Here is a 25,078-nt window from a genome sequence, read left to right on the forward strand (position 1 = left end):
GGTCGCGCGCCCGGCAACGCGCGGATCTTCTGGTGTGCATGGCCTCCACAGGCGACGAGCCGCTCTCGAGTCGGGAGCGCGGCGAACTGGATGAACTGCGGCGTCGCGTTGGCGCTCTCGAGAGTGGCGCAGGGTCGCGGGCGGCGCGGCATCACCCCTTCCGGTCCGCAGGCTCCGTCCTGCTGATCCTCCTCGCGGCCCTGCTGTCGCTGCTGTCCGTCGTCGCGGTCTGGGCGAACAGCATCGTGCGGGACACAGACCGCTACGTCGCCACGGTGGGGCCGCTGGCCTCCGACCCGGATGTGCAGAAGGCGGTCACCAACCGGGTCACCGACGCGGTGCTCGCACAGATCGACGTCGACGCATTGGTCAAGGAGCTGCAGGATGCCGTGTCGGAGACGGGCGTCCCACCGAAGGCGGCTCAGCTGGTCGGCAATCTCGAGGCGCCGATCACGAGCGGTCTGAAGCAGCTGGTGAGCGGGACCGTGGAGCGGGTGGTCACCAGCGGTGCCTTCGAGACGGTCTGGGTGGAGGGCAACCGCAGGGTGCACGCGGCCGTCGACAAGGCACTGACGGGTGAGGCCGACAGTGCGGTCTCGCTCAAGAACGACGAGGTGGCCATCGACGTGGCACCGATCGTGGCCCAGGTCAAGGAGCGGCTGGTCGACGCCGGCCTCGGAGCGGCCGCGAAGATCCCGGACATCCACACCGACTTCGTGGTGGTCCAGTCGAACGACATCGGCAAGATCAAGACCTATATGAGGGTCTTGGAGATCATGGGTGGTTGGCTGCCCGTCATCGCCCTGCTGGTGGCCGCGGCGGGGGTGTACACGGCGTTCAACCGCCGGCACGCGCTGATCGGCACAGGGCTGGCGGTGTTCGCGGCCATGCTGTTCCTCGGGATCACCCTCACCGTGTTCCGTGACGTCTACCTCGACCATCTGCCTTCCGGCGCGTCCCCGGCCGCCGCCGGAGCGGTGTACGACGCGCTGATCAAGTTCCTGCGCGCCGGTGTACGGGCACTCGGTGCCCTCGCCCTCATCACGGCCGTCGGTGCCTTCCTCTGCGGCCCGTCCAGGATCGCCGTACTCGCCCGCAACGGCTGTCGCAGGAGCATCGGTGCTCTGCGCGACGTCGCCGTCTCCGGAGGACTTCGGCTGGGGGCGGTCGGTCGGTTCGTGCACCGCTTCAAGCGCTGGATCGGGGTCGCGATCCTGCTGGGCGCCGCCATCGTCCTGTTCACCTGGAGCTACCCGACCACGATGGTCGTGGTGTGGACAACGGTCGTCGTGCTGATCGGCTTCGCGATCCGGGAATTCCTGGACACCGGCTCCGCTCCGACCGCCCCCGAGTCCCGGAAGGCCGTCGGTCCCTGAGGTATCCCCGCGCCGCAGGGACGGCCACTATTTACAGGCGGGGGCCGCCAGGCCGTCCACAGTTCGCCGGACATCAGGAGCCGGGCGAGGACAACCGACAGCGTGGCGGGGCGAGCCTGCCAGGGGTGGCCGCGTGAGCGTGTACGCCCCGCGGACCATCAGGACGTGACCGCGAAGGACGCATCCGGCTGCTCCCGTCGGCGCTGCGGTGCCGTCCGAACGGCGAGCACCATGGTCAGGCCGCCACCGGGGGTGTCCTCGGCCTCGAGCGTGCCGCCGATGGCCTCGGCGAAGCCGCGGGCGACCGCCAGGCCGAGGCCGACGCCGCTGCCGCTGCCGCGCGGAGCGTCACCGTAGCGCTGGAAGGGCTCGAAGATGCGGCTTTTGGCCTCGTCCGGGACCCCAGGGCCGCGGTCGACGACCCGCAGTTCGACCCGGTCCACGAGTCAGCGAGCGAAGGGTGGCGCAGGTCCCGACGGGACAGCTGCCATCGCGTGTCTCCCAGTTCGACCTGCGCCGCACGGGGGCGGTCCTGGGAGGCTACATCGTCTCGCATGTGCGGTCAGCTGTTGTCCGGTGTTCCAGGGCTCGCACTGACCCGTCGCCGGCCTTTCCGCATCCTCATCAGGCGGCCGTGATGAGTGCTTCGCACACTCACGCGGACCCCACTGTGGCGACGGCCCGCCTCAAGAACTCCTCTGGTCCGTGGAACCGCGGCACCACCCCGTCGTCGCGTCCGCCTGGACGACGGATCGACGGACGCTCTCGGCCCGGTGATCGCCCCGGCCGGACTGGAATCCGGAGAGCTGGAAGGGCTGCCGCACGCCGAGCCGGCTCCCGGTCAGGAGGGGACGGCCGGGATGACCCGCCGTACCGCCCGGGCTGTTTGAGGGTGTCGGCGTTTCGGCCATTTCCTTCCCGCAGCCGCTCCAAGCCAGACCAGGGATCCCGCACCCGCGGGGTTCCCTGACGCGGAAACAGCGGGCTCCCCAGCACGACCGAATGACGTGTGTTCGATAGCGCAGCCGTGTCGTTAGACCTCACGACTCTGCCGCAGCGACCGTCCTAGGGGGAACGATGACCTCGGCCATTACACAGGATCAGCCGCCGCAACAGCCCAAAGGGACCGCGCCGGACGACGAAGCGCAGGAGGCCGGTGTTCGAGAGGAGGAATACCTCTACCGCGACGAGTCGAGGCTCCAGGCCGGCTCCCTGCTGACCTCCCGCACCATGGCGCGGCGCCTGCCCTCGCTCGTGCGGCGCTCGGTGCAGATGGCCTGGCGGGTGGACCGCGGTGCGACCATCGGGCTGCTGGTGTGCCAGATCGGGACCGGTGTCCTCGCGGCCCTCGGCCTCCTGGCCGTCACGGGCACGATCACCGCGCTGATCTCCTCGGGCGACATCACCGAGCGGCTGTGGGACGCCGCCCCGCAGCTGGCCGTGATCGCCGCCGCAACCGGCCTGCGCGCGCTGCTGGGCATCGCCGTCGTCTGGCTGACCGGCCGTCTGCGCCCGGTGCTCGGCCGTGCAGCGGAACTGACGATGATCGAGGCCGCGCTCGGCGCGGAACTGGCCGCCAACAACAAGCCCGGCTACAACGACGCCTACGACATCGCCGACCGCGGCGCCCAGGTCACCCCCGACCTCGTCGAAGAAGCGCAGGACGTTCTCGCGGCGACCGCCACGCTCGCGGCCGGCGCCACCGTCCTGACCGTCCTGCACCCCCTGCTCCTCCCCCTGCTCTTCCTCGCCTGCCTGCCGCAGGCCGCCGCCTACGTCCGTTCCGCGCGCGTGATCTACCTCGCCGGTCTGGAGACCTCCGGGCGGCGCCGGATGCTGGGCAAGCTGCGCTGGCACATGGCCTATCAGGAGTCCAGTGAGGAGATGCGGGCCTGTCTGGCCGGCCCCTTCCTGATCGGCCGGTACCGGCGGCTGGCCGCCTCGGTCAACGCCGCCGAACGCGAGGCCGCGAACACCGGTGCCTGGATGGGGCTGGCCGGCGCAGCGGCCGGCGGGATCGCCTCGGCCGCGGTGTGGGCGGCGCTGCTGTGGCTCCTGGCCTCCGGGCGGATGAGCCTGGCGGCCGGCGGCGGCGCCGTCTTCGCCCTCCAGACCGCCACCGGCTCGGTGCGCGGCATCATCAACGGCGGCGCACGCCTGGTGCGCACCGGCTGGTACGTCCAGGACTGGCAGAACTTCCTCGACAACGCCCACGGCCAGGCCATGACCGATTCCCGCGGCACCGCGCCCGTGACCGCGGCCCCGGAGCGTTTCGAGGTCCGCGACGTCACCTACCGCTACGACGGCGCCCCGAAGGACAGCCTGAGCAACGTCTCCCTGCACGTGCGGCGCGGGCAGATCGTGGCGCTGGTCGGGGAGAACGGCTCCGGCAAGACGACCCTCTCGCGCCTGCTGTGCGGGCTGCTGCTGCCCACCGAGGGCGACGTGGCCTGGGACCACGCCTCCACCGCGGACCTGGACCCGTGGGGGTCGTGGGAGCACGTCGCGCTGGTGCCGCAGAAGTTCACGTACCTGCCGCTGACGATGCGCGACAACATCACGTTCGGGCAGGGCGACACCAGTGACGCGGCTCTGCTCGCCGCGTGCGAGGCGTCCGGGGCCGCGGAGATGCTGCCGGGCCTGCGCTCCGGCCTGAACACCCTCCTGACCAGTGAGTGGTTCGGTGGACAGCAGCTCTCCGGCGGGCAGTGGCAGCGCCTGGTCCTCACCCGCGCGTTCCACCGGCAGGCGGCGCTGCTGGTGATGGATGAACCCACGGCCGCGCTCGACGCCCGCGCAGAGCACCGGATCTTCGCCGGCCTGCGCGAACTGGCCAAGGACCGCGCCATCCTGCTGATCACGCACCGGCTCACCAACGTGGCCGTCGCCGACCGGATCGTGGTCCTGGACGAAGGGCGGATCGTCCAGGAGGGCACCTACGCCCAGCTCACCCAGCAGCCAGGTCTCTTCCGGACCCTGTGGGAGCTGCAGCGCCGGATGAGCGGCGACACCCCCTGAGCACCCCCCGCCGTTCCGCACTGCCCACTCCCCCGTCCACCGTCTCGGAAGGCAGAGCTACGTGCCCTCTCCCGTGTCCCCTTCGGATCACGTCTCACCGCGTGCCGCTCTGCCCGCGGCGCAGTACGCCGCATCCCGGCATGCGGCGTGGCTCGGCGCCGCCGCGATCATCACCGACGAGGTCGGCCGGGTCCTGCTGGTGCACCCCACCTACCGCGAGGACGACTCGTGGCTGCTGCCCGGAGGCGTCGTCGAAGCCGGCGAACACCCGCACGTCACCTGCAGGCGCGAAATCACCGAGGAACTGGGCCTGCCGGACCTGCCCTTGTCGGCCGTGCTCACTGTCCACTCCTTCTCCCGAAACCACCCCGACCTCCAGCCCGCCACGGCATGCCCCGGCGAGATCCGGTTCGTCTTCGACGGGGGGGCCTCCGCCCCGACCAGGTGGAGGCGATCCGCCTGCCGCGCGAGGAGCTGTCCGAGTACGCCTTCCTGGAGACCCGGGACGCGGTGCAGCGGCTACGGCCCGTGGACGGGCAGATCATGCTCGCCGCCTACCGTGCCCGGCTCGGGAACACCGCCACCGCTCACCTCGCCGACGGCCGGCACATCCACGACGTCCCGGCGCTGGACCGCCATGACGTCCACGTCCGCTACCGGCCCCTGTGGGACAGCCCTCTCCACCGCGGCCCGGTCCCCGAGCGGCTGCCCATACAGCAAGCCTGGGCGTGGTGCTTCGCCCCCGACGGCCGGGTCATCCTGGTGGCCGACCCCGGCCCGCGGGGTGCGCTGCCGATGCTGCCCGGCGGCACCGTGGAGACGACCGACGCGACTCCCGAGGACACCTTGCACCGCGAAGCCGCCGAGAAAGCCCAGCTCACCCTGGCCGATCCGGTGCGCCTGGGCTGGGTGCTGGACGAGACCGGTGAGATCTGTGGCGGCGTGGGGCCCAACGCCCGGCTCCGCCTGGCCGCCCGGATCACGTCCATCACAGGGGCGGCCGTCGACCCCGCCACCGGCCACCCCTTCGCCCGCCTGCTCACCACCCCCGCCCAGGCAGCCGCCTTGCTGGGCTGGGGCCCGCCCGGCGCGCGGCAGGCCCAGCTCGCGGCGGAGACGGCACGAGAGCGGTGGGGCCTGCCCACCGCTCGCCCCGCCGCCATCGAGGAGATCCCGGCGGAGGGGATGCGGCTGACCTGACCCGAACGAGCACCCCGCCTCAACACGTCTCGCTCCACGCCCCTTTGAGGTAGCCCCATGCCGTTGTCGCACGACCACATCCGCACCACCGTCGAGACCTACCTCGCTCGCCACCCTCACGAGCGCGAGCAGCTCGGCGGCCTCCTGGACGCCCTCGAACGTCCCACCGACATCGCCAGCCGCTCCACCTTCACCGGACACGTCACCTGCGGCGCGATCGTCGTCGACCCGCTCGGCCGCGTCCTGCACGTGCTGCACCTGGCGAGCGGGAAGGTTCTCGCTCCCGGTGGGCACGCCGAGCCCGAGGACGAGTCCCTGACAGCAGCGGCGCTGCGGGAGCTGCACGAGGAGACCGGGATCCCGCCCCAGGCCGTGGCACCGTGGCCCGGCTACGAGGCTGTGCCGTTCGACATCGACACCCACGACATCGACGCCCACCCGGGCAAAGGCGAACCCGGCCACCAGCACTTCGACCTCCGGTTCCTCTTCCGCCTGCACACCGCGACCGAGGCGCCAGTGGTGCTGCAGGAAGAAGAGGTCGGCGGCATCGAGTGGCGGCCCGTGGACAGGGTGACCTCCCCCTCCCTGCGCGACAAGCTGCTCAAGCTCACGCCGGAGACCGAACCGGAGAGGGCCAACGCCTCCGCCCTGATCTACAACGACCGCGGCGAGTACCTGCTCCACCTGCGTGACTACTTCCCGGGCCGGATCTGGGAGCCGGGCATGTGGTCCCTGCTGGGTGGCGGCCGAGAGCCCCAGGACGCCACCCTGGAACACACCGTGCGGCGCGAACTGGCCGAGGAAGCCGGCCTCGACATCGCCGACCTGACCCCGTTCGGCACCGAGTACGCCTCCGACGACGCCGGCGCGACCGTGCCCATCGCCGTCTACGCCGGCCGCTGGAACGGTGATCCCCGCCAACTCCTCCTGACGGAAGGGGTGATGCTGGCCTGGTTCGCCCCCGACGACCTCCACCGCCTGCGCATCGCCGACACCACCTGCGACCTCGTGCGGCGCCACGCCGCCGGCCGCGCGGTCGGCACAGCGCCACAGAGCGAGCTCTCGCCGCACGACGAGCGCAGCCCGACTTCGCCGCACGGCACGGTCCTCAACGTCATCGGCGTTCACCTCTACCTGGAGCGGCCCGACGGGACGGTGCTGCTCGGGCTGCGCCACCCCGACTCCGTGTTCGCGCCGTCCACCTGGCACGTCCTGGCCGGCCACTGCGAGCAGGAGAGCGCCATCACCTGCCTGATCAGGGAGGCACAGGAGGAAGCGGGCCTGCACATCGAGCAGCAAGACGTCGAACTCGTCCACGTCGTCCACCACCTCGACCAGGCCGGCGACCGGCCCCGCATGGGCCTGTTCTTTCGCGCCCACGCCTGGAGAGGCGAACCGGAACTGCGCGAGCCGGACAAGTGCACCCAGTGGACGTTCTGGGACCCGGCCGCACTCCCCGACGATCTCGTCCCCTACACCCGGGTGGCCATCGAGGGCATCCGCGCCGGACGCCTCTACTCAGAAACGGGCTGGGCATGAGCACGGCCGCCGCAGCGCGTCCAGAACTCCCGCCCGGAAGTACAGCAGTTCGCCGAGCGCGCGGGGTACTCGTCGCCCCTTGGCGGGCGCTCTCCGGGGCCGCGTCAGCAGCCGGGTACGCCCGGCCGAGGGGCCTCTCGCCGCTGGGCACCTTCACGAAAGCGGTCGGTCGCTTCCGGTAGTCGAACAGACGCCGAAGGGGCTCTCGCGCCGGAAAATGTGCGGCTCAAGCTCGCTCTCGCAGATGATTTTGCGGTGATCCATTGACCGGGGCCAAGGCGCCCGGATAGAAAGATCACGACCAGCACCGCGATCGCGAGTCCGGTCCGTACAGCTGTACCGCCGGGGGACGCAGGCGCTCGGCGATCTCGTCGAGTTCATCGAGAACAACCCGGCAGGCTGCGCTTCCCGGCGGACTGGCTGGTCCTCGCGGCGCTCTTCGCCCTGCCCGGGCTCGCACGCCACCGTTGGTGCGCGGTCTGGAGAAGGCCCGCTCCCGGACGGAGCCTGCGTGGGCCTGAGCAGACCGGCCGGGCGCCCGTCCGGACCGCATGTGTCACACCCGTCCATCGAGACAAGTAGGCGAGCACCTTGACCGTACAGCGACGACACGACCCTGACGAGCGCGGCTTCGCCAGCGACAACTACGCGGGTGCGCACCCCGAGGTCCTTGCGGCGATCGCCCTGGCCAACGGCGGTCACCAGGTCAGTTACGGAGCCGACGTCTACACCGAGCGCCTTCAGGAAGTGGTGCGCGGCCACTTCGGCCCCACCGCGCAGACGTATCCGGTCTTCAACGGCACCGGCGCGAACGTGGTCGCGCTGCAGACCATGCTCGACCGCTGGGACGCCGTGGTCTGCGCCGAGTCGGCCCACATCAACGTCGACGAGGGCGGGGCGCCCGAGAAGGTCGCCGGGATCAAACTCCTGACGGTGCCCGCATGGGACGGCAAGCTCACCCCGGAGCTGATCGACCGTCAGGCATGGGGCTTCGAGGACGAGCACCGGGCCCGGCCCAAGGTCGTCTCGATCGCCCAGGCAACCGAGCTCGGCACCTGCTACACGCCGGACGAGATCCGTGCGATCTGCGACCACGCGCACGACCTCGGCATGCTCGTCTACCTGGACGGCGCCCGGCTCGCCAACGCCGCCGCCACCCTCGGCGTGTCCCTGCGCGAGATGACCACCGACGCCGGTGTGGACGTCCTCTCACTCGGCGGCACCAAGAACGGGCTGCTCTTCGGCGAGGCGGTGATCGTGCTCAACGCGGACGCGGTGCGTGGCATGGCCCACCTGCGCAAGACGAGCATGCAGCTGGGCTCCAAGATGCGTTTCATGTCGGTGCAGTTCGAGGCGCTGCTGGGCGGCGACCTCTGGCTGCGCTCGGCGGCCCGCTCCAACGCGATGACCCAGCGGCTGTACGAGGCGGTGCGCGAACTGCCGGGCCTGGAGATCTCTCGCCCGGTGCAGGCCAACCAGATCTTCGCCGTCCTGCCGCCGGCCGTCACCGAGCGCCTCCAGAAGCGTTTCCGCTTCTACACCTGGGACGAGCAGGCCGGCGAGGTCCGCTGGATGACATCCTTCGACACCACCGAGGGCGACGTGGAGGCGTTCGCGGCGGCGATCACGGAGGAGCTGGCTGCGGAGCGGGGCCAAGGACAGGCGGGCGCGCTGACCGTGGCCGAGCGTGAGGAACTGGTGCAACTGCGCCGCAAGGTCCGCGAGATGGAAGAGACGATAGAAGCGCTGGGGAAAGAACCTGCCTCCTCCGCGAACCGCAAGACGAAGTAGCCGGCGGCGGAGCCTGGGAGGCCGGGCGAGCGTCCTGCCCCCGGGCAGGAGAAGCACGAAGAGGTGTCCCGGTTCGAGGTCCCACTGCTCGGCAGCATGCTCGGTGATCACGTGGGGAGGCTGCCACTGGTCGACTACCGTCCCGCCACACTCCAGCCGCCCGGCTTCGTCCCAGGTCAGATGCCAAAATACTGCTGGAACACGAGGGCGTGTTGCGAAAGTGAGGCAAAGGACTCGTTCGGTGTCTGGTACGGGTCGTGTGATGCTGGCGCAATGACTGATCGACGCGAGGTTGTCATCGTCCGCTGGCCAGGTCAGGGCCCTTCCGTGGATCGGTTGGCCGAGTTGCTGGCGGCCTACCATCTGCGGACGGAGGCAGAGAAGGGCGAGGCCGTTGTCGATGTGGACGGGTTACCGGACCGCTATCGGGCAGAAATCCTGGACCCGCGGGCCGCGTTCGCCGACGATGTCGTGCTGATGGCTCTGAGCGGCGACACAGCCGTGGGCTGTCTGGTGGTGACCGCCCCCGTCGGCGGCCGGTCAGAGGTCAAGAGGCTCTGGACAGACCCGGCATTCCGGAGCCGGGGCATCGCGTCCGGCCTGGTCGGCGCCGCGCTTGCGCATTCCGCGGAGAGCGGCGTCGGTACGGTACGGCTGTCGGTGTGGAAGTGGCGGGCAGGTGCCATCGCTCTGTACGAGCGGCTCGGTTTCACCGTCGCCCCATCATGGGAGGAACGGGATCAACTGGTGTGCATGGAGCGTGCCGTGTGAGTGGCCACAGCCACTCGTTGATGGCTGCGACCAGCTGATCGTCCTTCTCCGGGATCGTGCAGCGGATGCTACGTCGACGCAGGTAGGCACGGTTCACGCGTGACCCGTACGCGCCGGTGACGTACCAGCAGGCCTCCTACGCCCGTGATCCGGCCAGGGCGAGGCACTGGAGTCGTCCTGGTACGGCGATTGCCTACCGAGCCGGGACTTCCCGATGCCGATCAACCTGCATCCGCAAGAGCCCCTTCCGTCGGACGGGTTCGTCACCGAGACAATCCAACTACCCCCGTCCCAGCCGCAGTTGCAGACACCCCCGCCGGCACCTTCAGCCTGGGAGGCCGGTCGGCGACCGACGGCTGAGGCTGACGGCTGACGGCCAGTCGCTTGCACCCCACGCCCACAACGACCACATCCATGCCGCGCCCGCCCTCGCCGACCGGCCCGGCGCACCGGTCTTTCTGCACCTGGGCGACCGGTTGTCGTGGAAGCACAAAACACACCGACCGTGCACCCGGCGGCCACCTCCCGGACGCCGCCGCCTCACCGTCGCGGCGGCGGAACTCAGGGTCTGGCACACCACCGGCGCCCGGACCGAGGTGCGCCGGCACCTCGGCAGGGGCATGGTCCACCCGACCACTGGGGCCGACTCCGGGCATCCCTCCGTGCCGGGACAACAGCAGGCACCAGCTCGCGCGACGGGCGTCTTGACAACCTGGAACACAAGAGAAAAGCTGTTGCGCATTGAGATGCCGGTTGCTCAATCAGAAACCAAGGCATCCGCGGTCGAGAGGTTCCGCTCGCACCTCCCGCCACACCCACGCGCAGACAAGGGAGCCCGCTCGTGGCCATCTCCGTCTTCGACCTCTTCTCCATCGGCATAGGCCCGTCCAGTTCGCACACGGTCGGTCCCATGCGGGCCGCCCGCATGTTCGCCGGCAGGCTGGAGAAGGAGGATCTGCTCGCACGGACGGCGTCGGTACGGGCCGAGCTCTTCGGGTCACTGGGGGCCACCGGCCACGGTCACGGCACCCCCAAGGCCGTCCTGCTCGGCCTGGAGGGCAACGAGCCGCACACGGTGGATGTCGGCGTGGCCGAAGGGGACGTGGAGCGGATCAGGTCGACGGGGCGGCTGCGTCTGCTGGGCCGCGAGCTCGGCGACACCCACGAGATCCCCTTCGACACGGAGCGGCACCTGGTCCTGCACCGCCGCCGTTCCCTGCCGTACCACGCCAACGGCATGAAGCTGTTCGCATACGACGCCGAGGGACTGCCCTTGCTGGAGGCCACCTACTACTCGGTCGGCGGCGGGTTCGTCGTCGACGAGGAGGCCGCCGGCGCGGACCGGGTCAAGGTCGACGACACCGTGGTGAAATACCCGTTCGGCAGCGGCGACGAGCTGCTGCGCCTGACCCGGGAAACGGGTCTGTCGATCTCGGCGCTGATGCTGGAGAACGAGCTGGCCTGGCGGACCGAGGAGGAGATCCGCGCGGGGCTGCTGGAGATCTGGCGGGTGATGCGGGAATGCGTGGCGCGCGGCCTGTCCTGTGAGGGGATCCTGCCGGGCGGGCTCAGGGTCCGCCGTCGTTCCACCGCCGTGGCCAAGGCGCTGCGAGCCGAGGGCGACCCGGCGGGGCGGGCACTGGAGTGGGTGACCCTCTACGCCATGGCGGTCAACGAGGAGAACGCGGCCGGCGGCAGGGTGGTCACCGCTCCGACCAACGGCGCGGCCGGCATCATCCCGGCGGTCCTGCACTACTACGTCAACTTCGTGCACGGAGCCGACGACGACGCCGTGGTCCGGTTCATGCTGGCGGCCGGCGCCATCGGCCTGCTGTTCAAGGAGAACGCCTCGATCTCAGGCGCCGAGGTCGGCTGCCAAGGCGAGGTCGGCGCCGCCTGTTCCATGGCCGCGGGCGGCCTCGCGGAGGTACTCGGCGGCTCGCCCGAACAAGTGGAGAACGCCGCCGAGATCGGCATGGAACACAACCTGGGCCTGACCTGCGACCCGGTCGGCGGCCTGGTGCAGATCCCGTGCATCGAGCGCAACGGCATGGCGGCGGTCAAGGCCGTCACCGCGGCCCGGATGGCCCTGCGGGGCGACGGCCGCCACCACGTCTCCCTGGACAAGGTCATCAAGACCATGAAGGAGACGGGCGCCGACATGAAGGTCAAGTACAAGGAGACGGCCCGCGGCGGGCTCGCGGTCAACGTCATCGAGTGCTGACGAGGCTGCAGCCGAGATCTGGGGAGGGTGCGTGGGACGGGTCACCGAGCGATGGCGCGTACTGCGCATCCGGGACGGGGTGGTGGGCAGCCGTCCGGACACCCTGGTCGCGGAGGAGCCGCTGGAGATCCGGCTGAACGGCGAGCCTCTCGCCATCACCCTGCGCACGCCCGGCGACGACTTCGCGCCGGCCGCCGGGTTCCTGGTGAGCGAGGGCGTCCTCGGCCGGGTCGAGGAGGTGGCGAACATAAGGAGGAGCTGCCGGCGCGGCTGCGCGACTTCACGCAGGGAGTGGCGCGGGTCTGGGCCGGGCAGCGCCCCGGCTACTACGACGTCGTGCACTCGCACTACTTGTACGCGGCGGCAATGCGCGAGGCCGCGTGGGAGCGTGACTGACCGGCAGTCAGGTCAGTGCGCCGGTTCCAGCCGGACCACGATGGACTTGGACGTCGGCGTGTTGCTGACCTCCGCGGTGGAGTCCAGCGGTACGAGGACGTTGGTCTCGGGGAAGTAGGCGGCGCAGCAGCCACGCGGGGTGGGGTAGGCGACCGTTCGGAAGGCGGGGGCCCGGCGCTCGACCCGGTCGGAGAACTCGCTGACGATGTCGACCGGATCGCCCTCGGTCAGGCCGTGCGCGGCGAGGTCGTCCGGGTGGACGAAGAGCACCCTTCGGCCCTGGTGGATGCCCCGATAGCGGTCGTCCAGGCCGTAGATGGTGGTGTTGTACTGGTCGTGCGAACGGATGGTCTGGAGGAGCAGCCGCCCCTGCGGGACGCGCAGCACATCGAGTTGGTTGACGGTGAAATTGGCCAGCCCGGTCCTGGTGGGGAAGCGCCTCTCGTCGCGTGGCGGGTGAGGCAGGGCGAAGCCTCCCGGCCGGCGCACGCGGGCGTAGAAGTCCTCGAAGCCGGGGATCACCCGGGCGATCCTGTCCCGGATGCGGTCGTAGTCCGCTTCGAAGTCGGCCCAGGGCACTTGCGGACCGCCGCTGTCGAGGGCCGCGTTCGCCATGCGGCAGATGATCGCGACCTCGCTCAGCAGGGTGTCGGAGGCGGGCGCAAGGCTGCCACGCGAGAGGTGGACCATGCCCATGGAGTCCTCCACCGTCACCCGTTGCTCCCCGCCGGCCCGCAGGTCGGCTTCGGTGCGGCCCAGGCAGGGCAGGATGAGCGCCTGTCTGCCGGCCACCGCGTGGGACCGGTTGGGCTTGGTGGAGATCTGCACCGTGAGCTCGCAGTTGCGCAGGGCTCGCTCGGTGAGTTCGGTGTCCGGGGCGGCGGAGACGAAGTTGCCGCCGAGCGCGACGAAGATCCGTACCTGTCCGTCCCGCATGGCACGGATGGCCTCCACCGCGTCGTGGCCGTGGTGGCGGGGCGGCACGAAGCCGAACTCCGCGCCGAGCGCGTCGAGGAAGGCGGCGTCCGGTTTCTCGTGGATGCCCATGGTCCGGTCGCCCTGGACGTTGGAGTGCCCGCGCACGGGACACAGGCCGGCACCGGGGCGCCCGATGTTGCCGCGCAGCAGAAGGAAGTTGACGACCTCGCGGATCGTCGGCACCGAGTGGCGGTGCTGGGTGAGGCCCATGGCCCAGCACACGACGATCTTCCGGGCGGACAGCACCTCCTGGAAACCCTCCCGGATCTCCCGCGCCGACAGGCCGGTCGCCTCCAGGACGTCGTCCCAGGACGTCTTGCGGGCCTGCTCGGCGTACTCCTCGAAGCCGTGGGTGTGCGAGGCGATGAAGTCATGGTCGAGGACCGTGCCGGGGGCGTCGTCCTCCGCCTCCAGGAGCAGGCGGTTGAAGGCCTGGAAGAGGGCCTGGTCGCCGCCGAGCCTGATCTGCAGGAACAGGTCGGAGAGTTGGGTTCCCGCCCCCGCCGGAGGGCCGCTGGGGGTTCCTGAAACGCAGCAGGCCCGCTTCGGGAAGGGGGTTGACCGAGATGACGCGGGCCCCCTTGTCCTTGGCTGTCTCGAGCGCCGAGAGCATCCGGGGGTGGTTGGTGCCCGGGTTCTGCCCGACGACGAGGATCAGGTCGGCCTCGTACAGGTCCTCCAGGCGGACGCTGCCCTTGCCGATGCCGATGGTCTCGGTCAGGGCGGAGCCGCTCGACTCGTGGCACATGTTGGAGCAGTCCGGCAGGTTGTTGGTGCCGAGGAGCCGGACGAACAGCTGGTAGAGGAACGCGGCCTCGTTGCTCGCACGGCCGGAGGTGTAGAAGGCGGCCTGGTCGGGAGAGTCGAGAGCGCCCAGTTCCCGGGCGATGACGGCGAACGCCTCGTCCCAGGAGATCTGCCGGTACCGGTCGCCGCCCGCGGGGCGGTACATGGGGTGGGTGAGGCGGCCCTGCTGACCGAGCCAGTAGTCGCTGCGTCCGGCCAGCTCCGCCAGGGTGTGCTCGGCGAAGAAGCCGGGGCCGACCCGGCGCAGGGTCGCCTCCTCGGCCACCGCTTTGGCGCCGTTCTCGCAGAACTCGGCACGGTGCCGGTGCTCGGGCTCGGGCCAGGCGCATCCCGGGCAGTCGAATCCCGTCTTCTGGTTGACGCTCAGCAGGGTCAGCAGGCTGCGGCGGACGCCCATCTGCGCGTGGGCGTGGCGCAGCGAGGACGTGACCGCGGGAAGGCCCGCGGCGTAGTCCTTCGGCGGGCCCACCCGCAGACGGGAGTCACCGGGGTCCTCGGCAGGTGCCTTGCGGGTCATCGCCTAGCGCTCCGCGAGGTTCGCGCGGGTGCCGAGGCGGTCCTGGACCCAGTCGTGGAACTCGCCGATGTGGTGCTCGCTGGGCACCAGGACGCCGCCCTTGGCGTACAGCCGGGAGCTCATGGCGGGCTGGCAGCGCTCACAGGCGTCGAAGTCCTGCCGGTTGACGCGGTCGAACAGCTCGACCGACCGGCTCACGTCCCGGCCGCTTGCCACCACGTCCTTCAGGTACAGCCAGTCGCACTCCACGATCGTGCGGTCGACCGCCACCGGGAACATCCGGTGGAAGATCACGTGGTCGGGGACCAGGTTGATGAACACCTGCGGGCGCACCGTGATCGCGTAGTACCGTCGGTCCTGCTCCTCGGAGACCGTTGGGATGCGGTCCAGCCCCTCCGAGCCGTCCACGGTGAAGCCCTGGACGTCCGAGCCGAACTCGGCGCCGTGCCCCACGTAGTACTGCGCCGCGAACCCGTCGGCGAATTCCGGCAGTACGTCGGTCAGCTCGGGGTGGATGGTCGCGCAGTGGTAACACTCCATGAAGTTCTCGATGATCAGCTTCCAGTTGGCCTTGACGTCGTAGACGATCCGCCTGCCGACCTCCAGGCTCTCGACGTCGTACCGCTCGATGGACTCCGCGTCGCCCAGGCGCGCGACCACGTCCGCGATCACCGACTGTTCGAACTCGGGCGGGTTCTCGGCCAGGCACACCCACACATAGCCCAGCCACTCGCGCACCGCCACGCTCGCCAGGCCGTACTCCGTGCGGCCGATGTCCGGCATCTTCGTCAGGTTCGGGGCCGCCACGAGCTTGCCGTTCAGGTCGTACGTCCAGGCGTGGTACGGGCACTGGAAGGCCCGCTTCACCTCACCGGACTCCTGCGTGCACAGCTTCGCGCCCCGGTGCCGGCACACGTTGAAGAAGGCCCGGACGGAGCCGTCCCGCGACCGGGTCAGCAGGACGCTCTCCCGCCCGACGTCCACGGTCCGGAAGGCGCCCGGCTTCGACAGTTCCGACGAGCGTGCCGCGCAGAACCACATGGATTCAAAGATGTGTTCCTGCTCCAGGCGGAAGATCTCCGGGTCCGTGTAGTGGTCACCGGGGAGGGTCGCGATCAGGCTCTCCGGCAGGCCGGTCGTAGTCATGGTTCACCTCGGAGTGAAGCGCCCCGGGCGGGCGAGTGGTTGCCTCATGTGCAACGAGCTTCTTGCTACGCAACTCACGGTGCAGCCCGGCCGAAGCACTGTCAAGCCCTTGACCGCAGACCGTCGCTGCCTGGACCATGTTGCGCATCAGTCAGGCTGTTGCGTAATACGCACCTCTCTGGGAGGGCTCCGTGTCACTTGGACCCACAACCGGCCGCGAGTTCGTCCTCACCCTGTCGTGCCCCGACCGCTCGGGCCTCGTCCACGCCGTCACCGGCTTCCTGGTCCGGCACTCCGGGAACATCCAGGAGAGCCAGCAGTTCGACGACCGGCTGCAGGACCGCTTCTTCATGCGGGTGCACTTCGACGTCTCGGAGCCGGGCACGTCGCTGGAGGACCTGAAGTCCGGCTTCGCCCAGGTGGCGGAGGCGTACCGGATCTCCTGGCAGCTGTACGAGGCGTCGACGCCGACGCGCACGCTGATCATGGTGTCGAAGTTCGGGCACTGCCTGAACGACCTGCTCTTCCGCTGGCGCACCGGCGCGCTGAACATCGAGGTGCCGGCGATCGTCTCCAACCACCGGGACTTCGAGCCGCTCGCCGAGAGCTACGGGATCCCCTTCCACCACGTGCCTGTCACCCGGGAGACGAAGCCCGAGGCGGAGGCGCGGCTGCTGGAGCTCGTCGACGAGCTGGACATCGACCTGGTGGTCCTCGCCCGCTACATGCAGATCCTGTCGAACGACCTGTGCAAGCAGCTCGAGGGCCGGGCGATCAACATCCACCACTCGTTCCTGCCGAGCTTCAAGGGCGCCCGCCCGTACCTCCAGGCGTACGACCGCGGCGTCAAGCTCGTCGGAGCGACGGCCCACTACGTCACGCCGGACCTCGACGAGGGACCCATCATCGAACAGGACGTCATCCGCGTGAACCACTCACAGGGACCCGACAGCATGGTCGCCCTGGGGCGCGACGTCGAAGCGCAAGTCCTGGCGCGGGCGGTGGAATGGCACAGCCAGAGCCGCATCATGGTCAACGGCAACCGTACGGTCGTCTTCCGCTGAGGAAAATGACCTCCACCCCCTCACACCTGTTGACTATTTCGCTTAGGGTTTCGCCATGAGCAACCTCGGTGCTGAGTCCGCAGGCGCTCCCAGTGGCGGAGTGCAATCCGTTGACCGTGCTGTCGCCGTGCTGGAGATCCTCGCCCAGCACGGCGAGGCGGGCGTGAGTGAGGTGGCCGCGGCGATCGACGTCCACAAGTCGACCGCCTTCCGTCTGCTCGGCGCGCTGGAAGCGCATGGGATGGTCGAGCAGGAGAGCGAACGCGGAAAGTACCGTCTCGGCTTCGGCGTCGTGCGCCTGGCCGGCGCCGTGACGGGCCGCATCGCCGTCACCAGGCACGGGCGCGGGATCTGCGAGCGTCTCGTCGACGATGTGGGCGAGACCCTGAACATCGCCGTGCTCGAATCCCCTCACGCGATCAACCTCTACCAGGTGCGCGGCTCTTCGGCCATCGCCGCGCAGAACTGGGTGGGACGGCTGACGCCGCTGCACTGCACGTCGAGCGGCAAAATCCTCCTGGCCCACATCGACCGCGAGGCCCGAGACGCGCTCCTCGCGGAGACCGGCCTCCCCCGTCTGACACCGCACACGGTGACCTCCAGGAAGAAGCTGGAGGCGGACCTGTCCCAAGCCCGTGAGCAGGGCTATGCCATCACGGTGGAGGAATACGAGGAGGGGCTCAACGCCCTGTCCGCTCCCGTGCGTTCGGAAGACGGCGAGGTCATCGCCGCCCTCAGCGCGTCGGGACCGGCGTTCCGGCTGACCGACAAGCGGCTGCGCGAACTCGCGCCGCTGCTGGTCGCGGGAGCGGACGAGCTCAGCCGCCGTCTCGGCTATGCCGGCTGAGGCCCGAGCGGCCCGGTCCGGTCGCTGACGAGGAGAGAACCCCCACGACAAGTGGCGGTCGGCGATCCGGACACCGGATCACCGACCGCACTTTCGTGCTGACCGCGTCAGCCCGTCCACTCCACAGCCGCGTCCAGCAGCCAGTCCGTCAGGTGGCCGGCGAAGGACGAACGGACCAGCACCCAGAACCCTGCCCTGGGGTCGTCACGGGCTACGAGGACGACCTGGGTGCGGCCCAGGTTCGTCTGGGCGCAGCGGCCCGGCCCGAAGGCCCGCGGGTGAAGATCCAGCGAGCAGCCGTGGGCCAGCAGGGCGCGGGACCGGGGACCCGCGACGAGGAGCGTGGTGCGCTGAGCCGAGACATCGATGACGGACACGGGCTCGTCGCCCGCGGCCTCACGGATCCTGCTCTCCAGGTCCTTCTGACCGCCCGGCGGGCCCACCACGAGCCACTCGTCGGGGCCGAGCCACAGCGCGGTCAGCTCCCCGGCGCGGACCACGGTGTCGGGTTCGACGGGCAGTGGGAGGCCCAGCGCCAGCCCCACGGCGTCCGCCGCCGCTCCCTTGGGGTCGAGACGCACATTGATCTGGGTCAGGAAGGGCAGTTCCGCCAGCCGGATCGTGCCCCCGGAGGCGCGGGTCGCGGCGGCCAGCCGGTCGACGGCATGCGACAGGGGGCTGCGGAGCGGGGTGGTAACGGCGGTGTCAGCCATCGCGGCGGGCTCCCTCGGGGTCGTAGAGGACGGGGCTCGCGACGGTCACCGGGACCAGCCGGTCGCCCACGGGGGCATAGAGTCGCTCACCGATACGGTCCCGGCCGCCCTTGACCAGGGCGAGGGCGAAGGTCCGGCCGAGGGCCGCACTGCGGTAGCTGGACGTGACGTGGCCGAGCATCGGCACGGGCGGCTCCGGCAGCACACTGCCGGCGACCAGGTGCGTGCCTTCGGGGAGGAACGTGGCCGGGTCCTCGGGAAGCAGCCCGACCAGGTGCTTGCGGTCGGGGCGGGCGGTGTCGGCACGGGCGTGGGACCGCTTGCCGATGAAGTCCCGCTTCTTCTTCGACACCACCCAGCCCATGCCGAGGTCCTGCGGCGTAACGGTGCCGTCGGTGTCCTGGCCGACGATCGGATAGCCCTTCTCCGCGCGCAGGACGTGCATGGTCTCCGTGCCGTACGGGGTGATGCCGTACGGGGCGCCGGCCTCGTACAGTGCCTCCCACAGGGCGAGGGCCTCCCATGGTGACACGTTGATCTCGTAGGCGAGTTCACCGGAGAAGCTGATCCGGCACACGCGCGCGTCGATGCCGGCGACGGACGTCTCGCGCCACGCCATGAACGGGAAGTCCTCGTTCGCGACGGCGAGTCGGGGCGCGAGCGAGCCGAGGACCTCACGGGAGCGGGGCCCGACCAGGGCGACGGTGGCCCACTGCTCGGTCACCGACGTGCAGTGGACGCGCAGTTCGGGCCACTCCGTCTGGAGCCACTCCTCCATCCAGTCCAGCACGGCGGCGGCGTTGCCCGTCGTGGTGGTGACCAGGTAGCGGTCCTGGTCGAGGCGGATCACCGTGCCGTCGTCGAAGACCATTCCGTCCGGGCGGCACATCACGCCGTAGCGGATCATGCCGACCTTCAGGGTGCTCATCATGTTGGTGTAGAGCAGGTCGAGGAAGACGCCGGCGTCCGGGCCCTGGACGTCGATCTTGCCGAGGGTGGAGGCGTCCATGAAGGCGACGCCCTCGCGGGCCGCGGCGCACTCGCGCAGCACGGCCGTCTCCATGTCCTCGCCCTCCTGCGGGTAGTACCAGGGCCGCTTCCACTGGCCGACGTTCTCGAACAGGGCGCCGTGCGTGACATGCCACTCGTGCAGGGCGGTGGTGCGGATCGGGTCGAGCAGGAGACCACGGTCGCGGCCGGCGAGGGCAGCGAAGGAGACGGGGGTGTACGGCGGGCGGAACGTGGTCGTGCCGAGCGCGGAGATGTCCACGCCGAGCAGTTCGGCGACGACGCCACTGGCCAGGACTCCGGAGGTCTTGCCCTGGTCGTTCGCCGTACCGGCCGTGGTGTAGCGCTTGGTGTGCTCGACGGAGCGCATGCCGGCGCCGGTGGCCCGGGCCAGGTCGTCGACGGTGACGTCGCGTTGCAGGTCGACGAAGCGCGGGGCTCCGTCCCGGCCCGGGACGGTGAAGACGAGCATGGGCGGCGTCTGCGGCGGTGTGGCCACCTGGGGCAGCTGGACCTCCCCTGGGGAGTAGCCCTCGGCCTCGATCGCGCGGGTACCGGCGGCGGTCCCCTGTGCGAGAACGCTCGCCAGGTCGTAGACACCGCTCGCGCCGCCCGCGACCTCGACGGCCTGCCGGGAGGCGTCGGGGACGAACGTGCCGAGCTCCTCGTCGTAGCGGAGCTTGCCTCCCGCCTGGCTGAACAGGTGCGCCACCGGGTTCCAGCCGCCGGAGACCAGGAGCAGGTCGGCGGCGAACTCCCGCTGTCCCACGGACTGCCCGTACGGGGCGACGGTCACGGAGGTGAGCCGGGGGGCGCCTTCCGTGGCAGTGACGGCATGGCCCGTCAGCACCTCGATGCCGGCCTGCCGGGCACGGGTCGCCCACTCCCCCGGCTCGGTGCGCGTGTCGACGACGGCCTCGATGGCCACGCCCGCCGCGGTGAGGTCCAGGGCCGCCGCGTAGGCGCTGTCGTTGGTGGTGAGGACGACCGCGTGGCGACCGGGCAGGGTCCCGTACTTGTTGACGTAGGCGCGGGCCGAGGTGGCCAGCATCACGCCCGGACGGTCGTTGTCAGCGAAAGCCAGCGAGCGTTCGTGCGCGCCGGTGGCGAGGACGACGCGGCGGGCGCGGATGCGCCAGACGCGTTCGCGGGAGACGTGCTCGGGGGCCTGGGCGCCCAGGTGGTTGGTACGGCGCTCCACGGCGAGCAGGTGGTTGTCGTCGTAGTAGCCGAAGACGGTCGTGCGGCGCAGGACGTGTACGTCGGGGGCGGCGTCGAGCCGGGCTGTCGTCTCGCTCACCCAGTCGAGGTGTTCGCCGGTGCCGAGGAGGCTGCCGCCGGGTTCCGGCTGGTCGTCGGCGAGGATGACGCGGGCACCTGAGCGGGCGGCGGCCGCCGCTGCGGCGAGTCCGGCCGGGCCGGCGCCCACGACCAGGAGGTCGCAGTGGGTGTGCACGGCGTCGTAGCGGGCCGGGTCCGGGTCGGTGGCGAGGCGGCCCTGGCCGGGGAGACTGGTCGCGACGAGGCCGTCGTAGAGCTCGACGGTGGTGGCGGGGAGCATCGGCTCGGGGAACGGGGCCTCGATCTGGACGACCGCGTTGGGTTCCTCGACGCCGGCCGAGAAGATGCCGCGTGGACGGCCCAGCTTGATGCTGGTGCCGGTCTGGATGACGCCGTTGGCGAGGAGGGCGGAGGCGAGGGTGTCGCCCTTGTAGCCCTCGTATTCGGTGCCGTCGAAGGTGAAGGTGACCGGGGTGTCGCGGTGGATTCGGCCGCGGGTGGGGTGGCGGAACGGCTGGGTTGTTTCGCCCCCGCCGCCCCTACCCGTCCCATCCTCCAGGGGCTCCGCCCCTTCGACCCCGCTGGGGGCTGCGCCCCCAGACCCCCGCGGGGGCTTCGCCCCCTGCACCCCCACCGGGGCTGCCGCCCCGGACCCCGCTTCGGCCTGAACGGCCTCGTCATCAAGCGCCGGACGGGCTGGATACACCGAACGGGACTCGAAGGTGGCAGGGCGCTCCTCCCCCGCCCGGTACACCGTCAGGATCTCGTTGGTCGACGTGTCCCGCACCGCGTTGAACCAGCGGCGGCAGCCCGCCGCATGGCTCCAGCGCTCGGCGAAGGGGCCCCTCGGGTTGTCGCGGAAGAAGAGGTAGCGGGCCCACTCCTCGTCGGTGAGGGAGGACGGGTCCTGCGGGTACGGCACGTGGGCCTGGCCGCCATAGTGGAACTCGGCCTCGTCGCGGGGCCCGCACCACGGGCAGGGGATCAGCAGCATGGATCGGCTCCCAATACTTCCAGTGGTCCTAGTGGGCCACCGCGGCTGCGCCGTGCTCGTCGACGAGCGCGCCGGTGGTGAAACGGTCGAGCGAGAAGGGGGCGTTCAGCGGATGCGGTGTGTCGTGGGCGATGGTGTGGGCGTAGACCCAGCCGACGCCCGGGGTGGCCTTGAAACCCCCGGTCCCCCAGCCGCAGTTGAGGTAGAGGTTGTCGACCGGACTCAGGCCGATGATCGGTGAGGCGTCGGGGCTGACGTCGACGATGCCGCCCCAGGTGCGCAGGACGTGGGCGCGGGCGAAGACCGGGAAGAGTTCCAGGGCCGCCGACATCTGCTCTTCGATGATGTGGAAGGCGCCGCGCTGAGTGTAGGAGTTGTACGCGTCGATGCCCGCGCCCATCACCAGCTCGCCCTTGTGGGCCTGGCTGACGTACACGTGGACCGCGTTGGACATGACGACCGTCGGGTGCACCGGCTCCAGCAGCTCCGATACCAGGGCCTGCAAGGGGTGGCTCTGGACGGGGAGTTCGACGCCCGCCATGGCTGCCAGGACCGAGGTGTGGCCCGCCGAGCAGAGCGCGACCTTGCCCGCCGCGATAGGGCCGCGGGTGGTCCGGACTCCCACCACCCGGTTGCCGACGACGTCGAGGCCGGTCACCTCGCAGTTCTGGATGATGTCGATCCCGGCGGCGTCGGCGGAGCGGGCCAGGCCCCACGCCACGTGGTCGTGCTTGGCGATGCCCGCGCGCGGCTGGTACGTCGCGCCCAGGACCGGATAGCGCACGTCCGGGGAGATGTTGACGATCGGGCAGACGTCCTTGACGCCGTCCGCGTCGAGCCACTCGGCGTCCACGCCGTTGAGGCGGTTGGCCTCGACGCGGCGCACACTGTCGCGGACGTCCTGGAGGCTGTGGGCGAGGTTCAGGACGCCACGCTGGGAGAACAGGATCGGGTAGTCGAGCTCGTCCGCCAGCCCCTCCCACAGCTTGAGCGCGTGCTCGTAGATGCCGGCGCTCTCGTCCCACAGGTAGTTGGAGCGGATGATCGTGGTGTTGCGGGCCATGTTGCCGCCCGCCAGCCAGCCCTTCTCGAGCACGGCGACGTTGGTGATGCCGTGGTTCTTCGCCAGGTAATGGGCGGTGGCCAGACCGTGGCCGCCGCCGCCCACGATGACGACGTCGTACGAGCGCTTCGGCTCGGGGTTGCGCCACAGCCAGTCGGGGTGCTCGGGGAGTTCGGCGCCGGGGGTGCGGGGGCTCATCGGGCGTCTCCGTCCTCGGACAGGTGCGGGTAGAGCGGGTGCTTGGCGGCCAGGCCCTCCGTGCGGGCGCGCAGGGCGGGCACGTCCGGCTCCGGCTGGAGGGCGAGCGCGATCACGTCCGCGACCTCGGCGAAGTCCTCCTCGGTGAAGCCGCGGGTGGCCAGGGCCGGGGTGCCGATGCGCAGGCCCGAGGTGACCATGGGCGGGCGCGGGTCGAAGGGCACGGCGTTGCGGTTGACGGTGATGCCGATCTCGTGGAGCAGGTCCTCGGCCTGCCGGCCGTCCAGCTCCGAGTCGCGCAGGTCGACCAGGACGAGGTGGACGTCCGTGCCTCCGGTCAGAACCTTCACCCCGGCGGCCGCCGCGTCCGCCCGGGTGAGGCGTTCGGCGAGGATGCGGGAGCCGGCGAGCGTGCGGGCCTGGCGTTCGGCGAACTCCGGTGACGCGGCGACCTTGAACGACACCGCCTTCGCGGCGATGACGTGCTCCAGGGGGCCGCCCTGCATGCCGGGGAAGACCGCTGAGTTGATCTTTTTGGCGAGGTCGGCCTCGTTGGTGAGGATGACGCCGCCTCGCGGGCCGCCGAGCGTCTTGTGGGTCGTGGTGGTCGTGACGTGGGCGTGCGGTACGGGGCTGGGGTGCAGTCCCGCCGCCACCAGGCCGGCGAAGTGCGCCATGTCGACCATCAGCAGGGCGCCCACCTCGTCGGCGATCCGGCGGAAGGCCGCGAAGTCGAGCTGCCTCGGGTACGCCGACCAGCCCGCGATGATCATCTTGGGGCGGTGTTCCTTGGCGAGGTGCTCGACCTCGTCCATGTCGACGAGGTTGTCCGCCTCGGACACGTGGTACGGCACGACGTTGAGCATCTTGCCGCTGTAGTTGATGCGCATGCCGTGCGTGAGGTGCCCGCCGTGCGCGAGGTCCAGGCCGAGGACGGTGTCGCCGGGCTGGAGCAGGGCGAAGAAGACGGCGGTGTTCGCCTGGGCCCCCGAGTGCGGCTGCACGTTGGCGAAGCCCGCGCCGAAGAGGGACTTGATCCGCTCGATGGCCAGCCGCTCGGTGACGTCGACGTGTTCGCAGCCGCCGTAGTAGCGGCGGCCCGGGTAGCCCTCGGCGTACTTGTTGGTCGCGACCGAGCCCTGGGCCTCCATCACGGCGGAGGGCGCGAAGTTCTCGGAGGCGATCATCTCCAGGGTGGACTGCTGGCGGTGCAGTTCGGCGCGGAGCGCGGCGTGGACCTCGGGGTCCAGCTCCGCCAGGGGGGTGTTCAGCGCGTTCATACGGTGTTCGCGTTCCTCTCGGCGGCCTCGACGACATTGGCGAGCAGCATGGCCCGGGTCATGGGGCCCACGCCCCCGGGCATCGGGGCCAGCCATCCGGCGACCTGGTCGGCGTCCGGGTGGATGTCACCCACCAGCCCCTGGTCGGTGCGGGTGATACCGACATCGAGGACGGCCGCGCCGGGGCGCAGCATGTCCTTGGTGATCAGTCCGGGCGATCCGGCGGCAGCGACGACGATGTCCGCCTCGCGTACGTGCCAGGCCAGGCCCTTGGTGCCGGTGTGGCACAGGGTGACGGTGGCGTTCTCGGACCGGCGGGTGAGGAGGAGTCCGATGGGCCGTCCGACGGTGATGCCCCGGCCGATCACGCACACCCGCGCTCCGGCGAGGGGGACGCCATGGCGGCGGAGCAGTTCGACGATGCCGCGCGGGGTGCACGGCAGCGGGGCCTCGGCGCCGAGGACGAGCCGGCCGAGGTTGACGGGGTGCAGTCCGTCGGCGTCCTTGGCCGGGTCCATGCGCTCCAGTACGGCGCCCGCGTCGAGGTGGCGCGGCAGCGGCAGCTGGACGATGTAGCCGGTGCAGGCGGGGTCGGCGTTGAGTTCGTCGATCGTCTCCTCGACCTGCTGCTGCGAGGCGTCGGAGGGCAACTCCCGGCGGATGGAGGCGATGCCCACCTGGGCGCAGTCGCGGTGCTTGCCGCCGACGTAGGCGTGGCTGCCGGGGTCGTCGCCGACCAGGACGGTGCCGAGGCCCGGTGCACGGCCCGTGGTGGCGACCAACTTGGATACCCGCTCGGCGAGTTCGTGGCGTATGGCGGCGGCAGTGGCCTTGCCGTCGAGCAGTTGTGCGGTGGTCACCGGCGGT

The 25,078-nt window shown here is 70.6% G+C and carries 15 protein-coding genes and 5 pseudogenes; 12 read left to right on the top strand and 8 right to left on the bottom strand.

The annotated features are described in order from the left end of the window. Positions 1 to 38: 38 nt before the first annotated feature. Entirely contained in the window at positions 39 to 1,376 is a 1,338-nt protein-coding gene (locus tag BJ965_RS03920; protein WP_246545834.1) for a hypothetical protein, read from the top strand. Positions 1,377 to 1,534: 158 nt separating this feature from the next. On the opposite strand, the pseudogene BJ965_RS03925 reads toward BJ965_RS03920, so the two are convergent. Then, a pseudogene (locus BJ965_RS03925) lies at positions 1,535 to 1,822 on the bottom strand (ATP-binding protein); the annotation flags it as partial. 631 nt (positions 1,823 to 2,453) lie between these two features. Between BJ965_RS03925 and BJ965_RS03930 the strand changes: the two are divergent. The 9 genes and pseudogenes from BJ965_RS03930 to BJ965_RS40355 all read left to right on the top strand — a co-directional run. Next, on the top strand, positions 2,454 to 4,394 hold the full coding sequence (locus BJ965_RS03930) for an ATP-binding cassette domain-containing protein (protein ID WP_184907368.1): 1,941 nt from the start codon (positions 2,454 to 2,456) through the stop codon (positions 4,392 to 4,394). A 199-nt stretch (positions 4,395 to 4,593) separates the two neighbouring features. Beyond that, a pseudogene (locus BJ965_RS39085) lies at positions 4,594 to 4,719 on the top strand (NUDIX domain-containing protein); the annotation flags it as partial. Positions 4,720 to 4,838: 119 nt separating this feature from the next. After that, positions 4,839 to 5,594: an NUDIX domain-containing protein gene (locus BJ965_RS39090; protein WP_313666704.1), complete on the top strand. Its 756-nt coding sequence runs from the start codon at positions 4,839 to 4,841 to the stop codon at positions 5,592 to 5,594. A gap of 57 nt (positions 5,595 to 5,651) precedes the next feature. Then, on the top strand, positions 5,652 to 7,133 hold the full coding sequence (locus BJ965_RS03940) for an NUDIX domain-containing protein (protein ID WP_184907369.1): 1,482 nt from the start codon (positions 5,652 to 5,654) through the stop codon (positions 7,131 to 7,133). Positions 7,134 to 7,724: 591 nt separating this feature from the next. After that, positions 7,725 to 8,924 (top strand): threonine aldolase family protein, encoded by a 1,200-nt coding sequence (locus BJ965_RS03945; RefSeq protein WP_184907370.1) that lies wholly within the window; start codon positions 7,725 to 7,727, stop codon positions 8,922 to 8,924. A gap of 273 nt (positions 8,925 to 9,197) precedes the next feature. Beyond that, positions 9,198 to 9,695, top strand: coding sequence for a GNAT family N-acetyltransferase (locus BJ965_RS03950; protein WP_184907371.1), 498 nt, complete (start codon positions 9,198 to 9,200; stop codon positions 9,693 to 9,695). 151 nt (positions 9,696 to 9,846) lie between these two features. Then, positions 9,847 to 9,978: pseudogene (locus tag BJ965_RS39095) on the top strand (S-(hydroxymethyl)mycothiol dehydrogenase); the annotation flags it as partial. A gap of 558 nt (positions 9,979 to 10,536) precedes the next feature. Beyond that, positions 10,537 to 11,919 carry an L-serine ammonia-lyase gene (locus tag BJ965_RS03955; protein WP_184907372.1) on the top strand — a complete coding sequence of 461 codons (1,383 nt, stop codon included), beginning with the start codon at positions 10,537 to 10,539 and terminating at the stop codon, positions 11,917 to 11,919. A gap of 31 nt (positions 11,920 to 11,950) precedes the next feature. After that, positions 11,951 to 12,235, top strand: a pseudogene (locus BJ965_RS40355) (formate dehydrogenase accessory sulfurtransferase FdhD); the annotation flags it as partial. Between the two features lie 92 nt (positions 12,236 to 12,327). On the opposite strand, the pseudogene BJ965_RS03965 reads toward BJ965_RS40355, so the two are convergent. Together BJ965_RS03965 and BJ965_RS03970 are read right to left on the bottom strand one after the other, a co-directional pair. After that, positions 12,328 to 14,617 (bottom strand): annotated as a pseudogene (locus BJ965_RS03965) (FdhF/YdeP family oxidoreductase). A 3-nt stretch (positions 14,618 to 14,620) separates the two neighbouring features. Next, complete coding sequence (locus tag BJ965_RS03970; RefSeq protein ID WP_184907373.1) at positions 14,621 to 15,763, bottom strand: aromatic ring-hydroxylating oxygenase subunit alpha; 1,143 nt, start codon at positions 15,761 to 15,763, stop codon at positions 14,621 to 14,623. Between the two features lie 191 nt (positions 15,764 to 15,954). On the opposite strand from BJ965_RS03970, the gene purU reads away from it, so the two are divergent. Together purU and BJ965_RS03980 are read left to right on the top strand one after the other, a co-directional pair. Further along, complete coding sequence (gene purU, locus BJ965_RS03975) at positions 15,955 to 16,827, top strand: formyltetrahydrofolate deformylase (RefSeq protein ID WP_184907374.1); 873 nt, start codon at positions 15,955 to 15,957, stop codon at positions 16,825 to 16,827. Positions 16,828 to 16,882: 55 nt separating this feature from the next. Beyond that, a complete protein-coding gene (locus tag BJ965_RS03980; protein ID WP_221513045.1) occupies positions 16,883 to 17,674 on the top strand; it encodes an IclR family transcriptional regulator in 792 nt (263 codons plus the stop codon). A 107-nt stretch (positions 17,675 to 17,781) separates the two neighbouring features. Here BJ965_RS03980 and BJ965_RS03985 read toward each other — a convergent pair whose 3' ends face one another. From BJ965_RS03985 to BJ965_RS04005, 5 genes are read right to left on the bottom strand one after another with little or no spacing between them, the layout of a single operon-like run. Beyond that, on the bottom strand, positions 17,782 to 18,387 hold the full coding sequence (locus BJ965_RS03985; RefSeq protein WP_184907375.1) for a sarcosine oxidase subunit gamma: 606 nt from the start codon (positions 18,385 to 18,387) through the stop codon (positions 17,782 to 17,784). Then, positions 18,380 to 21,670, bottom strand: a complete 3,291-nt coding sequence (locus tag BJ965_RS03990) for a sarcosine oxidase subunit alpha family protein (RefSeq protein WP_184907376.1) — start codon at positions 21,668 to 21,670, stop codon at positions 18,380 to 18,382. The genes BJ965_RS03985 and BJ965_RS03990 overlap by 8 nt, the downstream gene beginning before the upstream one ends. 28 nt (positions 21,671 to 21,698) lie before the next feature. Continuing rightward, entirely contained in the window at positions 21,699 to 22,931 is a 1,233-nt protein-coding gene (locus BJ965_RS03995) for a sarcosine oxidase subunit beta family protein (protein ID WP_184907377.1), read from the bottom strand. Continuing rightward, a complete protein-coding gene (gene glyA / locus BJ965_RS04000) occupies positions 22,928 to 24,211 on the bottom strand; it encodes a serine hydroxymethyltransferase (RefSeq protein WP_184907378.1) in 1,284 nt (427 codons plus the stop codon). The genes BJ965_RS03995 and glyA overlap by 4 nt, the downstream gene beginning before the upstream one ends. Next, positions 24,208 to 25,071 (bottom strand): bifunctional methylenetetrahydrofolate dehydrogenase/methenyltetrahydrofolate cyclohydrolase, encoded by an 864-nt coding sequence (locus BJ965_RS04005; RefSeq protein WP_184907379.1) that lies wholly within the window; start codon positions 25,069 to 25,071, stop codon positions 24,208 to 24,210. Before BJ965_RS04005 ends, glyA begins: the two co-directional genes overlap by 4 nt. Positions 25,072 to 25,078: the final 7 nt, after the last annotated feature.

The sequence above is a fragment of the Streptomyces luteogriseus genome, from assembly GCF_014205055.1.
Taxonomy (GTDB): Bacteria; Actinomycetota; Actinomycetes; order Streptomycetales; family Streptomycetaceae; genus Streptomyces; species Streptomyces luteogriseus.